12 protein-coding genes are annotated in these 13,737 nt (G+C 60.8%); 6 read left to right on the top strand and 6 right to left on the bottom strand.

The window, feature by feature from the left end:
• Positions 1-190 precede the first annotated feature (190 nt).
• From aguA to A8O26_RS04775, 3 genes are all read right to left on the bottom strand, one after another.
• On the bottom strand, positions 191-1,297 hold the full coding sequence (gene aguA / locus A8O26_RS04785) for an agmatine deiminase (RefSeq protein WP_064117005.1): 1,107 nt from the start codon (positions 1,295-1,297) through the stop codon (positions 191-193).
• A gap of 5 nt (positions 1,298-1,302) precedes the next feature.
• The gene (gene aguB / locus A8O26_RS04780) at positions 1,303-2,181 is read right to left on the bottom strand and encodes an N-carbamoylputrescine amidase (protein WP_064117004.1); all 879 of its coding nucleotides are present in this window, start codon (positions 2,179-2,181) and stop codon (positions 1,303-1,305) included.
• Between the two features lie 307 nt (positions 2,182-2,488).
• On the bottom strand, positions 2,489-5,401 hold the full coding sequence (locus tag A8O26_RS04775; protein WP_064117003.1) for an aminotransferase: 2,913 nt from the start codon (positions 5,399-5,401) through the stop codon (positions 2,489-2,491).
• A gap of 169 nt (positions 5,402-5,570) precedes the next feature.
• Here A8O26_RS04775 and rfbC point away from each other — a divergent pair, with 169 nt between their 5' ends.
• From rfbC to A8O26_RS04755, 4 genes are read left to right on the top strand one after another with little or no spacing between them, the layout of a single operon-like run.
• Entirely contained in the window at positions 5,571-6,116 is a 546-nt protein-coding gene (gene rfbC, locus A8O26_RS04770; protein ID WP_064117002.1) for a dTDP-4-dehydrorhamnose 3,5-epimerase, read from the top strand.
• 42 nt (positions 6,117-6,158) lie between these two features.
• On the top strand, positions 6,159-7,967 hold the full coding sequence (locus A8O26_RS04765) for a sensor histidine kinase (RefSeq protein ID WP_064117001.1): 1,809 nt from the start codon (positions 6,159-6,161) through the stop codon (positions 7,965-7,967).
• Positions 7,964-9,349, top strand: a complete 1,386-nt coding sequence (locus A8O26_RS04760; protein WP_064117000.1) for a sigma-54-dependent transcriptional regulator — start codon at positions 7,964-7,966, stop codon at positions 9,347-9,349. Before A8O26_RS04765 ends, A8O26_RS04760 begins: the two co-directional genes overlap by 4 nt.
• Complete coding sequence (locus A8O26_RS04755; RefSeq protein ID WP_064116999.1) at positions 9,346-9,801, top strand: YiiD C-terminal domain-containing protein; 456 nt, start codon at positions 9,346-9,348, stop codon at positions 9,799-9,801. Before A8O26_RS04760 ends, A8O26_RS04755 begins: the two co-directional genes overlap by 4 nt.
• Positions 9,802-10,005: 204 nt before the next feature.
• Here A8O26_RS04755 and cysQ read toward each other — a convergent pair whose 3' ends face one another.
• Together cysQ and nudE are read right to left on the bottom strand one after the other, a co-directional pair.
• Positions 10,006-10,833 carry a 3'(2'),5'-bisphosphate nucleotidase CysQ gene (gene cysQ / locus A8O26_RS04750; RefSeq protein WP_064116998.1) on the bottom strand — a complete coding sequence of 276 codons (828 nt, stop codon included), beginning with the start codon at positions 10,831-10,833 and terminating at the stop codon, positions 10,006-10,008.
• Between the two features lie 11 nt (positions 10,834-10,844).
• A complete protein-coding gene (nudE, locus tag A8O26_RS04745) occupies positions 10,845-11,411 on the bottom strand; it encodes an ADP compounds hydrolase NudE (protein ID WP_064116997.1) in 567 nt (188 codons plus the stop codon).
• Between the two features lie 88 nt (positions 11,412-11,499).
• Here nudE and yrfG point away from each other — a divergent pair, with 88 nt between their 5' ends.
• Positions 11,500-12,162 (top strand): GMP/IMP nucleotidase, encoded by a 663-nt coding sequence (yrfG, locus tag A8O26_RS04740; RefSeq protein ID WP_064116996.1) that lies wholly within the window; start codon positions 11,500-11,502, stop codon positions 12,160-12,162.
• 93 nt (positions 12,163-12,255) lie between these two features.
• On the opposite strand, the gene lysM is transcribed toward yrfG, so the two are convergent.
• A complete protein-coding gene (gene lysM, locus A8O26_RS04735) occupies positions 12,256-12,696 on the bottom strand; it encodes a peptidoglycan-binding protein LysM (protein WP_064116995.1) in 441 nt (146 codons plus the stop codon).
• 137 nt (positions 12,697-12,833) lie between these two features.
• Between lysM and A8O26_RS04730 the strand changes: the two genes are divergently transcribed.
• Positions 12,834-13,721, top strand: coding sequence for a LysR family transcriptional regulator (locus tag A8O26_RS04730; protein WP_064116994.1), 888 nt, complete (start codon positions 12,834-12,836; stop codon positions 13,719-13,721).
• Positions 13,722-13,737 lie beyond the last annotated feature (16 nt).

Raw genomic sequence — 13,737 nt, 5'->3', positions numbered from 1 at the left:
CTGTTGAAGTTCTCCCCCCTCCCTAGTGCACGGGTGGTGAATACAAGAGCTATGCCAATATTTCTCGGTTGTCGACAAGCGGATACAAAGAAGCCCGCCGTCCTCTCGGGCTGCGGGCCTCGGTTGATGCATAGCGAGCTAATCATTGCCCGGCTGATTTGGTAATCAACTCAAGCTGTTACGACTCAACTCACTCTTTGTGCGGCGCGGGTTGCTGTTGGGTAAGGCAGTGGATATTGCCGCCACCCAGTAACAGTTCGCGGCCCGGCACCAGCACCACTTCGTGCTGCGGGAACAGTTTCTGCAGAATCTCTTTGGCCGGGGCGTCCATTGGATCGTCGAAGCTCGGCGCAATGATGCCGCCGTTGACGATCAGGAAGTTCACGTAGGAACCGGCCAGGCGCACGGATGGATTACGCTCCTGCGTGCCGTCCACCGGATCGACACCGGCGCACTCTTCTTCAGTCGCGTAGAGCGGCCCGGGAATCGGCATTTTGTGCACCGTGAACGGGCGACCCTTGGCGTCAGTGCTGCTTTGCAGGACTTTCATCGCTGCCTGGCAGCGCGGGTAGTTCGGATCCTGCGGATCATCGGTCCACGCCAGCAGCACTTCGCCCGGACGCACATAGCAGCAGAAGTTATCGACATGACCGTCGGTCTCGTCGTTGAACAAACCGTCCGGCAGCCAGATGATTTTATCCACAGCCAGATTGGCGCTCAGCACCGCTTCGATTTCTTCGCGGCTCAGGTGCGGATTGCGATTGCGGTTGAGCAGGCATTCTTCGGTGGTGATCAGCGTGCCTTCGCCGTCGACATGAATCGAACCGCCTTCGAGCACAAAACCTTCCGTGCGATAGCGCGGGCTGCGCTCGATTTCGAGGATCTTGCCGCCGACCTGCGAATCACGATTCCACGGCGAATACAGACCGCCGTCGAAGCCGCCCCAGGCGTTGAAGTCCCAGTTCACACCGCGCACTTCGCCGCTGTTGTTGATGACGAAGGTCGGGCCGCTGTCGCGTACCCAGGCGTCATCGCTGGACATCTCGACCACACGGATATTCGGCACGTCGAGGCGCGCGCGGGCGTTTTCGTATTGGCCGGCGGACACGGCCACGGTCACCGGTTCGAAACGCGCGATGGCCTTGGCCACCGCTGCGTGTGCGGCTTGCGCCGGTTTGCCGCCCAGACGCCAGTTGTCCGGGCGCTCGGGCCAGATCATCCAGGTCTGCGTTTGCGGCGCCCACTCGGCCGGCATGTGAAAGCCGTCGGCGCGCGGGGTACTTTTCAATGTGGTCATCGGGATCAGGACTCCAGGGAACCGTCGAGGGTTTTCAACGCGCCGTACAGGTTCGGACGGCGGTCACGGAATGAACCCCACGCGCTGCGAATGTGTTCGAGCTCGTCGAGGTTGAAAGTGTGCACAAGAATACCTTCTTCGGTTTTATTCAGCTCCTGCACTTTTTCGCCGAACTGGTTGGCGATGAACGAAGAGCCGTAGAACGTGATGTCGTAGCCGTCCTGTTCTTCATTGCCGATACGGTTGCTGGCGATCAATGGCATCAGGTTGGCACCGGCATGGCCCTGTTGCACGCGCTGCCAGTGATCGCGCGACGAGATGGTTTTGTCGTGCGGTTCGCTGCCGATTGCGGTTGGGTAGAAGAGGATTTCCGCACCTTGCAACGCCATGCTGCGCGCCGCTTCCGGGAACCACTGATCCCAGCAGATGCCCACGCCGATCTTCGCGTAGCGGGTGTTCCACACTTTGAAACCGGTGTCGCCCGGGTTGAAGTAATACTTCTCGTGGTACCCCGGGCCGTCCGGGATGTGGCTTTTACGATAAATCCCGAGGTTGCTGCCGTCGGCATCGATGATCGCGATGCTGTTGAAACGCGCACGACCGGCCAGTTCGTAGAAGCTGATTGGCAGCACCACTTGCAGCTCTTCGGCGATTTTCTGGAAATGCTTGATGGCGACGTTTTCTTCCACGGTCGTCGCCAGTTGCAGGTAGTCCGGATTCGGCTTCTGGCAGAAGTACGGCGCCTCGAACAGCTCCTGAATCAGGATGATCTGCGCGCCTTTGGCGGCGGCTTCGCGCACCAGCCTTTCAGCGATTTCGAGGTTGGCGTGCAGATCCCAGGAACAGGCCATCTGAGTGGCAGCAACGGTAACGATACGGCTCATGAATCATCTCCGGGCAGGTGCTTTGACGGTCGACAATTCGACCGAAAAGAAAAACGCGCGCACCGGACATGAGATCGCCATGCCGGAGCAATGGCGACTTTATAGCCGATAAATATCGGCTTTAGAAGCTTGCTTAATGCCTTTCGTCTAAATAAATTCAATAAAAGCCGATACAAATCGAATTAACAACCCAAGAAAAAATGTGGGAGCGAGCTTGCTCGCGAATGCGGTGTATCAGTAACTGCATAGGGTGACTGACACACCGCTTTCGCGAGCAAGCTCGCTCCCACAGGGGATTGGCTTCGTTTTACAGGCCTTCGTTGAGCACCCGATCAAGCATATCGACAAAGAAATCCACACTCTGACGCGACGTCACCATCGGCGGTTTAATCTTGAGAATGTTCAGATCATCCCCGGTCGGCTGCATGAAGATCCCCAACTCACGCAGGCGATCGCACAGCAACGCGGTCTCTTCGGTCGCCGCTTCCAGCGTCTCGCGGTTGCGGATCAACTCAAGCCCCAGATAAAACCCGGAGCCGTGCACCGCGCCCACCAGCGGATGTTTATCGATCAACGCTTCGAGCCGCGCCTTGAAGTGGCCACCGACCACTTGCGCGTTCTCCCAGAGTTTTTCTTCTGCCATGACATCGAGCACCGCCATGCCGATCTGGCAACTCACCGGACTGCCGCCCGCCGATGAGAAGAAGTAGCCCTCGGCCTCCAGCGCCTCGGCGATGTCGCGACGGGTGATGACCGCTCCGAGTGGCTGGCCGTTGCCCATGCCTTTGGCCATGCTGATGATGTCCGGCACGACGCCTTGATCTTCAAAACCCCAGAAAAAATGCCCCATGCGCCCGTAACCGACCTGCACTTCATCGGCAATGCACACCCCGCCCTGCGCACGAACCAAGGCGTAAACCTGTTTCAGATAACCCGGCGGCAGCGAGATGCCACCAGCATTGCCATACACCGGCTCGCAGATGAATCCGGCCAGTTGGCGCTTCTGTTCGGCAAGCTTTTGCAGATGATGCTCAACGCTGCGCACGTAGTCCGGCGCGGAATCGAGGCCACGGAATTCGCCGCGATACATATTTGGCGCAGGCACCGGATGCACCCAGTCCGGGCGGCTTTCCAGGGCTTTCGGATTGTCGGCGATCGACGTCGATACCGCGTCGGCACCGACCGTCCAGCCGTGATAGGCCTCAAGCACGCTGACCATGTCGCGACCACCGCTGTAGGCCCACGCCAGACGAATCGCCAGGTCATTGGCTTCGCTGCCGCTATTGACCAGAAACACCCGGTCCATGCCCTCCGGCGCCAGTTTCAGCAGACGCTCGGAAAATTCGGCGACCGCCGCGTAGTTGAACCGCGAGTTTGTGTTGAGCAGTGACCACTGGCGCGCTGCGACCGCCGCCATGCGTGGGTGGCCGTGGCCGAGCACCGCGACGTTGTTGAGCATGTCCAGATAGGAGCGACCCTGCATGTCGATCAGGTGATTGCGCCAGCCGCGCTCGATGCGCGGCGGATCGACATAGTAGTGTTTTTGCGTGCGGGCAAAACTGGCATCACGGCGTTCCAGCAGGGTTTTACCATCCAGCTCCGGCTCGGCATCACAGGCCAGTCCCAGCAACGCTGCCGGCGATGGACACAGCGCCTGCCACGCCGCCGCCCGCGACGGCGTGCAGAACAGCGGCGCAGCCAGTTGCGCGCCACGGCATAACTGCACCAGCAATGGGCCGCTGACCGCACCGAGTACCTGACCTTTCACCAATGCCGCGCCACTGTGCAACGACGGCGTCACGCCCCACAGGCGCACGCTCAGTTGTGGCCCATCAAGCTGCAGCGCACCGCCAGCCGTCTGGTGCAGCACACCGGCAAAGGGGGCTTCCACAGTGCTGCCGTTCGGCACACGTAACTCGACATGCAGCGCGAAGGTATCCGGCTCGTCAGCGCTGTCGGGGCGAGTGCGCGATAACCGGTATTGCCCATAACGACTGGCGGCCAGGCCATGTGCAACCGCCGCTTCCGTCAGCAGACGCTGATCGATGCCGTCCTGCTCCCAGTTGCCCGCCTCGAAATGCGCGCTCAAAACGCCGAGATCAATCAAGGCAAATTCACGCCCGAGCAGACCTGGAAGCAACGGGGCAAAACCGTCGCTGTCGATCATCGGCAACGTCTGGCCCACCGCGCTGAGAATCGCCGCTTCCATCAGCGCCAGCGGCACCGAGGTGGCGACGTGGAAGATCTCCCATTCATGGCTGAGATTATCGCGGCTATAGGTATTGGCGGGGTCGATGCTGACCTGCTGTTCGCCACTGAGCACCAGCACTGCCGCCCGCGCAACGATCAATGGCCACAGTGCTCGCAGTTCCTCGGGTTGCAGCGGATTGACCACGTGATAAGCCTGCACCGCCGGCAGAATCACAAACGGATCGCCTGTGCCGTGATGCAACAGCGCCGCACAGGTCACCGACAGATCGGTGATGCGCCAGGTACGCACCAGATCGCCGAAATCAATGACACCCTGCAATTGCCAATGGCGCTGGGCATCACGCTGCCAGACGGCATTGTCATCGGTGATGTCCATGTGAATCGCCTGCACTGGCAACTTGTCGAGCAACGGCTGCAAACGGCGCTCGGCCTGTTCGGCCGCCTCGGCGATCAATGCCCGCTGACGCTCATCCTTGATCACTGGCAGCAAATGACTGATCAGCGCACTGGCGTGGCGCGCATCCCATTGCAACGTGCGCTCAAGGCCCGGATGGTCGAAGCCGGCAAGCGCCAGGTCCATCTCACCGCAGAGTCGACCAAACCCGGCCACCACCGCCTGGCCCAAGTGATCGAGATGGGTCAGCGACTGGCCCTCTATGTAATCGAGCAGGCGCACATGCACCGCTTCACCACCGACATGCAGCGACAGCAGATCGGCGCCATTATTGGCCACGATCACCCGTGGCACCTTCACCGAAGAATGCTCGGCCAGAAACTTCAGACCCGCATGCTGGGCCTGCAATTCGACCAAGGCGTAATCGCCACGGCAGATTTTCAGTACAAAGCGCCCGCGTGCGCTGTCCACCCGATAATTGAGATCCTGCTGGCTGCCAAGGGCCTGCAACGTACCGCTGAGCCCGTAATGTTCGGCCAGCCATTGTCGGGCCTGCTCAGGAGAAACCTGCGGGCTGGGCAAACTGGCGCGATGAATCAACGTGGCGAGCGGCATGAAACGACCCCTGAAATTTTATTAGGCGCCTATATCGCCATTGCTGCCGACGTTGCGCAACCCCCACCTGCGGTCATCACCAGATGCAAGTACTTGTGTGCGAACACTCGCGCCCTCCGACACTTTGCGCAAGAATGGCAGCCATTCACACCCTTCAATGGAAAAACACATGAATGTCATCACCACCGAACTGCCCGGTGTTCTGATCATCGAACCCAAGGTATTCGGTGACGAACGCGGTTTTTTCTACGAGAGTTTCAATGCCAAGGCGTTCCAGGAACTGACCGGGCTGACCCCGCAGTTCGTTCAAGACAACCATTCGCGCTCGGAAAAAGGCGTGCTGCGCGGCCTGCATTACCAACTGCAACACACCCAAGGCAAACTGGTGCGGGTGACGGCCGGTGAGGTTTTGGACGTGGCCGTCGACATTCGCCGCAGTTCGCCACACTTCGGCAAGTGGGTGGCCGTTCGTCTGTCTGCCGACAACCACCGTCAAATGTGGGTGCCCGAAGGCTTTGCTCATGGCTTTGTGGTGCTGAGCGAGTTCGCTGAATTTCTCTACAAGACCACCGATTTCTATACGCCAGCGGCCGAACGCAGCATTCGCTGGGACGATCCTGACTTGGGCATCGACTGGCAACTGGATGAAGCGCCGAAATTGTCGGCCAAGGATCAGGCAGCGGTGTTCTTCAAGGACGCTGACGTCTTTTCCTGAGCCTAGGCATAATGCGTCTGTCATTACAGGCGCATCCGGCTTATGAAACCATCCCTTCCCCGCAGACCCCGCTGGCGCAGCCTCGCCCTCTTGGCTCTGTGCCTGGCGCCACTGCTGTGGCCGCTGGAACATCTCGCCGAGCGCTATTACCGCAGCGAACTGGCCGGGCAGAACCGCCAGACCCTCGACCTCTACGTCGCCAACCTGCTGGGCACCCTGCACCGCTACGAAGTGTTGCCGCAGATCCTCGGCGACCTGCCGGCGCTGCGCGCGGTACTCGGCGCGCCGGACGACGGTGTCACCCAAGGCAATGCCAATCGTCTGTTAAAGAACATCGCCGCGCAGACCGGCGCCGAAGTCATGTACCTGATGGACACCAGCGGCCAGACACTGGCAGCGTCGAACTGGGATAAACACGACAGTTTCGTCGGCCGCAACTTTTCCTTCCGGCCGTATTTCAGCGAAGCCATGGCCGGGCGTCTGGGGCGGTTTTTCGGCCTCGGCACGACGTCGGCCAAGCGCGGTTATTTCTTCGCCGCCGCGGTGCGCAACGGCGAAAAAATCATCGGCGTGCTGGTGATCAAGGTTGACCTCGACCACACCGAAAGCCTGTGGGGCAAAACCCCGGAGCAACTGCTGGTGACCGACCACAACGGCGTGGTCATCCTCACCTCGCGTCCGGAATGGCGCTTTCGCTCGACCCGCGACTTGAGCGACGGCGAACGCTCGGCGATCACCGCCATCCAGCCCTACCCGACCCGCGAGCCGCGCCCGCTGAACCTCAGCCCGACGGCGTGGCTGATCCAGACCCACGACATCGCCGAAACCGGCTGGAGCGTGAGCATTCTCGCGCCACGCACGCTGATCGACCGCCCGGTGCGCACCGTGGTCGCCATCGGTGGCGCCACGCTGTTGGTGGTGATGTTGTTGCTCGGCCTGATGATGCAACGTCGTCGGCATTATCTGGAACGCATCGCCTTCGAAGCCAAGGCCCGTCGCGAACTCGAGGGTCGAGTGGCCGAACGTACCAGCGATCTCGAAGGCCTCAACCGCCGATTGAAGCAGGAAGTGCTGGAACGCGAACAGGCGCAGCAGGAATTGGTGCGCGCGCAGGACGATCTGGTTCAGGCCGGCAAACTGTCGGCACTGGGGACGATGTCGGCGAGCATCAGCCATGAACTCAACCAGCCGCTGGCAGCGATCCGCAGTTACGCGGAAAACGCCGAAGTGCTGCTCGATCATCAACGCACCGACGATGCGCGCGGCAACCTCAAACTGATCAGCGAACTGACCGGGCGCATGGCCTCGATCATCGCCCACCTGCGCGCCTTTGCCCGCCGCGATCGCCACGCCCCGGAAAGCGTCGCCCTGCAACCGGCACTCGACGATGCCCTGGCCCTGCTGGCCAAGCGGCGGCGGAGCATGGAAGTCGAGCTGATCCGCGATCTGCCGGCTGCCACTCTATGGGTCGAGGCCGGGGAAACCCGCCTGCGCCAGGTGCTCGGCAACCTGCTCGCCAACGCGCTCGACGCCCTCACCGAAAAAGGCCCGCCGCGCAAATTGTGGCTGAGTGCCGAATCCACCACCGAGGGCGTCAATCTGTACATTCGCGACAACGGCCCGGGGTTCTGCATGGAAGCCCTCGGCCGCGCCAGCGAGCCCTTCTACACCACCAAGACGCGCACTCAGGGTCTGGGGTTGGGCCTGGCAATCTGTGAAACCCTGATGCGCGCCTTTGGCGGTGAACTGTCATTCGCCAACCACAAGCAAGGCGGCGCCTTGATCACCCTGCGGCTGCGCGCCGGTGCGCCCGGGGTCAGCCTGCAACCGTCCGAGGATCGAAGTGCATGACCATCGACAATCGCATTCAGGTGGTGTTGATCGACGACGATCCGCACCTGCGTCAGGCCCTCGGCCAGACCCTGGATCTGGCTGGGCTGAAAATTCTGCCGCTGGCCGAAGCCAAAGGCCTGGCCGCACAGCTTGAGCGAGACTGGCCGGGCGTGGTGGTCAGTGACATCCGCATGCCGGGTATGGATGGCCTCGAACTGCTCAGCGAATTGCACGCACAGGACCCGGAACTGCCCGTGCTGTTGATCACCGGCCATGGCGACGTACCGCTGGCGGTACAGGCCATGCGCGCCGGCGCCTATGACTTTCTCGAAAAACCCTTCGCCAGCGATGCGCTGCTCGACAGCGTGCGCCGCGCCCTCGCCCTGCGCCGACTGGTACTGGACAACCGCAGCCTGCGCCTGGCCCTCAGCGATCGCAATGAACTGAGCACGCGCCTGGTCGGCCATTCGACGCCGATGCTGCGCCTGCGCGAACAGATCGGTGCGCTGGCCGCGACCAAGGCTGACGTGCTGATCCTCGGCGAAACCGGCGCCGGTAAAGAAGTCGTCGCCCGCGCACTGCACGATCTGTCGAGCCGCCGCAACGGCCCGTTCGTCGCGATCAACGCCGGGGCTCTGGCCGAGTCGGTGGTGGAAAGCGAACTGTTCGGCCACGAACCCGGCGCGTTCACCGGCGCGCAAAAACGCCGCATCGGCAAATTCGAATTCGCCAATGGCGGCACGCTGTTCCTCGATGAAATCGAAAGCATGAGCATGGACGTGCAGGTGAAACTGCTGCGCATGTTGCAGGAGCGCGTGGTCGAACGGCTTGGGGGCAATCAACTGATCCCGCTGGACATCCGTGTGATCGCCGCGACCAAGGAAGACCTGCGCCAGGCTGCCGATCAGGGGCGCTTTCGCGCCGACTTGTATTACCGCCTCAACGTCGCGCCGCTGCGCATTCCGCCGTTGCGCGAACGCGGTGAGGACGTGCTGGTGTTGTTCCAGCATTACGCCGATGAAGCCAGCGCGCGCCACGGCCTGCCGCCGCACGAACTGCAACCGGCACAACGCGCCCTGCTGCTGCGCCACACCTGGCCCGGCAACGTGCGCGAATTGCAGAACGCCGCCGAGCGTTTTGCCCTGGGTCTGGAACTGGCACTGGATAACAGCGGTGCCGAAGGCGGCGCCGGTTCAACCGTGGTCGTCAGCGGCGGTCTCAGCGAGCAGGTGGAAAACTTCGAGAAATCATTGATCGCCGCCGAGCTGGCGCGCGCTCACAGTTCGGTACGCAGCCTGGCCGAAGCGCTGGGCATTCCGCGCAAGACCCTGCATGACAAGTTGCGCAAACACGGACTCAACTTCGCCGACAGCGGCGCCCATGGAGAAGAAGCCGAATGAACCGCGACAGCCGCTATCTCGAGTCGGTGCTGCATCACGACATCCCGCTGACCCGCGACATGGGCCTCAAGGTGCTCGACTGGCAGGCGCAGCAATTGAGCCTGTATTTGCCGCTGGCCGCCAACGTCAACCACAAGAGCACCATGTTCGGCGGCAGTCTCTATTGCGGCGCGGTGCTGGCGGGTTGGGGCTGGTTGCATTTGCGCTTGAAAGAGGAAGGCATCGAGGACGGGCACATCGTGATTCAGGAGGGGCAGATCAGTTATCCGCTGCCCGTTACCGGTGATGCCACGGCACTTTGCCCGGCGCCGGATGCCGCGGTGTGGAAGAAGTTTCTGGCGATGTATCGGCGTTATGGGCGCGCGCGGTTGGCGCTGAATACGCGGATCGTCAATCAAGGTAGTGATGAGGATGCGGTGAGGTTTATCGGGCAGTACGTTTTGCACCGCTGAAGATCAACAGCCCCTCACCCTAACCCTCTCCCCGAGGGAGAGGGGACTGATTGGGGGATGCTTCAGAAGTACACCGACCTGATAGCGCTTTACTGAATCCATAATCGACCTCATCTTTCAGGTCGATGTATGACGCAAGACAACTCGGTCGGCTCCCTCTCCTGGGGGAGAGGGCTGGGGTGAGGGGATGCCGGATCAGCCCACTTAACCCCGAGCCAACTCCAACAATCGCGAACGCCAGGCTGCCTTCGCCGGCAACGCCAAAAAGAACTCATTGCGCAGCGATTCCCGCGCCGGATAACAGAACGCTTCGCCCTTCAAATCCACCACTTCCCCGCCCGCCCCTTCCAGCACACCTTGCGCCGCCGCCGTGTCCCACTGCGAAGTCGGCGCCAGCCGCGGATAGCAATCCGCCGCGCCTTCGGCCAGCAGGCAAAACTTCAGCGAGCTGCCGATATTGGCCAATTGCAGTTCTCCGAGGCTGGCACTCAAACCCGCCAGCAAACGCTCTTGCTCGGGGCTGGAGTGTCGACGACTGGCGACCACAGTGAACGCTTCACCCGGCCCTGGCACATCGCGTACTTGAATCGAAACAGGCGTGCCGTCCTGATCGCAACGCCAGGCACCGAGGCCAGCGCCGCCGACGTAATAACGACCGTTAGTCGGCATCGACACCACCCCAAACACCACCCGACCGTTTTCGATCAGCGCAATGTTGACGGTGAATTCTTCGCTGCCGCTGATGAATTCCTTGGTGCCGTCCAGCGGGTCGACCAACCACCAGCGCTGCCATCCGGCGCGCACACTCTGCGCGATATTGGCGTCTTCTTCGGACAGCACTGGAATGCTCGGATCGAGCGCCGTCAGCCCGGCGAGGATCAGGTGATGTGCGGCCAGATCTGCTGCCGTTACCGGTGAGTCATCGGACTTGGCCGTGACTGCAACGTCCACGCGCCAGAACGGCAAAATCGCTTCGCCAGCGCGCAATGCCAGCTCAATCACCGGGGCCATCAAAGGATGGGGATAATTCATCGACGTCTCACTCATGGCTGAAAGAACCCGCGCTGAGTCAGCAGGTCCCGGGTCAAATAAAGCGCCGCCAAGGCACGGCCTTCTGAAAATTGAGGATTGAGCGCCAGCGCCGACAACTCGCGCAGGTTGACCTTGTCGACCCGCATCGGCTCGGGCTCGTCGCCCTCCAGTCGCTCCTCGTACAAATCGGTCGCCAGCACCACCTGAATCTTCTGGCTCATGTAACCGGGTGACAGCGACAACTCGGTCAGGTGTTCCAGTTGCCGCGCGCCATATCCGGCCTCTTCCTTGAGCTCACGCTCGGCCGCCGCCAGTACATCCTCGCCCGGTTCGATCAAACCTTTGGGCAGAGACAGTTCGTACTCATCAGTGCCGCCACAGTATTCCTCGATCAGCACGGCGTGCTCGCTGTCCAGCATCGCCACAATCATCACCGCGCCATACCCGGCGCCCTTGCCGACCAGACGCTCGTATGTGCGTTCCACGCCATTGGAAAAACGCAGCTTGAGTTCTTCGACGCAAAACAGGCGACTGGTGGCGACGATCTCGCGGGCAAGTACGGTGGGTTTCTGGCGCATGCAAAGCTCCTTGGCGTGAACGCGCTACTATAACGCGGCTTTCCCGATTGTTTATGTCGGATATCTTTCTACCGTTCGAGACGTTGCCATGCCTTCATTACCGTGGTCCGACATCGATACCGTTCTGCTGGACATGGACGGCACGCTGCTGGATCTGCACTTCGACAATCATTTCTGGCTGGAACACCTGCCGCAGCGCTACGCCGAACTGCACGGTGTCAGCCGGGCCATGGCCGAGATGGAATTGCAGCCATTGTTCGAACGGCATGCCGGCCAGTTGCAGTGGTATTGCCTGGATTTCTGGAGTGCCGAGCTGAAGTTGTCGGTACGTGAGTTGAAACTGGAAACCGCGCATTTGATCGCCTTGCGCCCGGATGCCGACACGTTTCTGGAGGCGATCAAACGGGCGGGCAAACGGGTGATCATGATCACCAACGCACACCGCGATTCGTTGTCACTGAAGCTGGAGCGAATTGAGTTGGCGCCGTATTTCGAGCGGCTGATCAGCTCACATGATTACGGTTTTCCCAAAGAGAATCCGCAGTTCTGGGACGCCTTGCAGGCAGACATCGGCTTTGATCCGGCACGCAGTCTGTTTATCGACGATACCTTGCCAATTCTGCGCAGTGCGCGGGATTTTGGTGTGGCGCATTTGTTGGCAGTGAAAGAGCCGGACAGTCGCAAAGGGCCGAAGGACACCGCCGAGTTTGCAGCGGTTGAGGATTATCGCGACCTGATCGCCGGACTCTGAGACCGAGTTGCCCCCTTCGCCAGCAGGCTCGCTCCCACATTGGAATGCGATCCAGTGTGGGAGCGAGCCTGCTCGCGAAAGCGTTTTGAAATTTTATTCAGGAATACGCAGCTTCTGACCCACATAGATTTTGTTCGGATCCTTGAGCAGTGGTTGGTTCGCTTCAAAAATCTTGTTGTACTGGTTGGCATCGCCATACACACGCTTGGAAATCGCGCTCAACGTGTCGCCCTTCTCAACCTCGACATATTTTGCCTCCTTGGCCACGCCACCCGTTACAGTGATCTGATCGTCCACGCTGCCAACCCCGGCAATGTTGCCCACCGCCAACAGAATCTTCTCTTTTTCTTCCTGACTTGCCACTTCACCGGTGACGGTCACTTTGTCGCCATCCACCGTCGCCTGCACATTCGGGTTGCCCAGACCGACCTTGCTGATGTGTTCCTTCAACTGCTCACTGGCATTGGCGTTACCCGGGGTCAGCAGATCGAGCAGCTTCTCACCGGCTTCTTTCACAAAACTCAAAAGGCTCATTGTGTTCACTCCATGGAATAAAGGGTCAGACGTCCAAGCCTAGACCACCGCGGACAAACCCGGTTCCAAGCCGACCAATGACCCTGCCGCCACCGAGGCGGTAGAATCGGCCACCCCTGCCAGCGCCCGGAGCGAAGATGGACATCAAGCAGCTGAAATTCCTCATCGCCCTCGACGAAACCCGCCACTTCGGCCAGGCCGCCGCGCGTTGTCATATCACCCAGCCAACCCTCTCGATGCGCCTGCGCAGCCTCGAAGAAGAGCTCGACTTGCCGCTGGTCAACCGTGGCCAGCGTTTCGAAGGTTTCACCGCGCCGGGCGAGCGGGTGCTGGCCTGGGCACGTTCAGTGATGGCGGCTTATGACGGCTTGCACGCGGAAGCGGCGGCGTGTCGCGGTAACCTGATCGGCACGCTGCGGTTGGGCGTGGTGCCACTGTCGAGTTTCGATCCGCTGCCGTTGATGCAACGCCTGCATGGCGCACACCCGGACCTGCGCTTCGAAATGTCGGCGCTGAGCTCCGAACAGATCCTCGAGCACCTGGCGAACAACCGCATTGACCTTGGCGTGTCCTATCTGGATCGTCTGGATCACGAACGTTTCGAATCGCTGGCTTTCAACGAAACCCGCATGGGTCTGCTCTACGACCAGCGCACCTTCAGCTTCGGCGAGGCGCCGTTGAGCTGGCAATCGCTGATCGAACTGCCGCTGGGCATGCTCACCAGCGGCATGCATTTTCGCCAGTCCATCGACCACAACTTCCACAGCCGTGGCCTGACCCCGCAACCGTTGCTGCAAACCGACGCCGTGCATCAATTGTTACAAGCTGTGCACGGTGGTTTTTGCTGCGCGATCATGCCGCTGGACGGTGGTCTGGAAAAGCTCACCGATCACCTGCGTCTGCAACCGATCGAAGACGCGCAAACCCTCGCCCCACTGGGCCTGATCATGCGCCGCGGCGCACCGCGCTCGGCGCTGGCCGAGGCCTGTTTTGCGCTGTATCAAGAATCACCAATAGCCTCTTGATCGACGGCATCTATCG

The organism is Pseudomonas fluorescens (genome assembly GCF_001648775.1).
GTDB lineage: Bacteria > Pseudomonadota > Gammaproteobacteria > Pseudomonadales > Pseudomonadaceae > Aquipseudomonas > Aquipseudomonas fluorescens_M.
The sequence above is the reverse complement of the archived record's forward strand: the minus strand, read 5'-3'. Positions and strand labels throughout refer to the sequence as shown.

Excerpts from the sequence above, each read along its gene's own strand:
- nudE (WP_064116997.1), bottom strand. The coding sequence starts at position 11,411 with ATGCGCCAGAAACCCACCGTACTTGCCCGCGAGATCGTCGCCACCAGT.
- A8O26_RS04765 (WP_064117001.1), top strand. The coding sequence starts at position 6,159 with ATGAAACCATCCCTTCCCCGCAGACCCCGCTGGCGCAGCCTCGCCCTC.
- yrfG (WP_064116996.1), top strand. The coding sequence starts at position 11,500 with ATGCCTTCATTACCGTGGTCCGACATCGATACCGTTCTGCTGGACATG.
- A8O26_RS04755 (WP_064116999.1), top strand. The coding sequence starts at position 9,346 with ATGAACCGCGACAGCCGCTATCTCGAGTCGGTGCTGCATCACGACATC.
- aguA (WP_064117005.1), bottom strand. The coding sequence starts at position 1,297 with ATGACCACATTGAAAAGTACCCCGCGCGCCGACGGCTTTCACATGCCG.
- cysQ (WP_064116998.1), bottom strand. The coding sequence starts at position 10,833 with ATGAATTATCCCCATCCTTTGATGGCCCCGGTGATTGAGCTGGCATTG.
- A8O26_RS04730 (WP_064116994.1), top strand. The coding sequence starts at position 12,834 with ATGGACATCAAGCAGCTGAAATTCCTCATCGCCCTCGACGAAACCCGC.
- lysM (WP_064116995.1), bottom strand. The coding sequence starts at position 12,696 with ATGAGCCTTTTGAGTTTTGTGAAAGAAGCCGGTGAGAAGCTGCTCGAT.
- A8O26_RS04775 (WP_064117003.1), bottom strand. The coding sequence starts at position 5,401 with ATGCCGCTCGCCACGTTGATTCATCGCGCCAGTTTGCCCAGCCCGCAG.
- aguB (WP_064117004.1), bottom strand. The coding sequence starts at position 2,181 with ATGAGCCGTATCGTTACCGTTGCTGCCACTCAGATGGCCTGTTCCTGG.
- rfbC (WP_064117002.1), top strand. The coding sequence starts at position 5,571 with ATGAATGTCATCACCACCGAACTGCCCGGTGTTCTGATCATCGAACCC.
- A8O26_RS04760 (WP_064117000.1), top strand. The coding sequence starts at position 7,964 with ATGACCATCGACAATCGCATTCAGGTGGTGTTGATCGACGACGATCCG.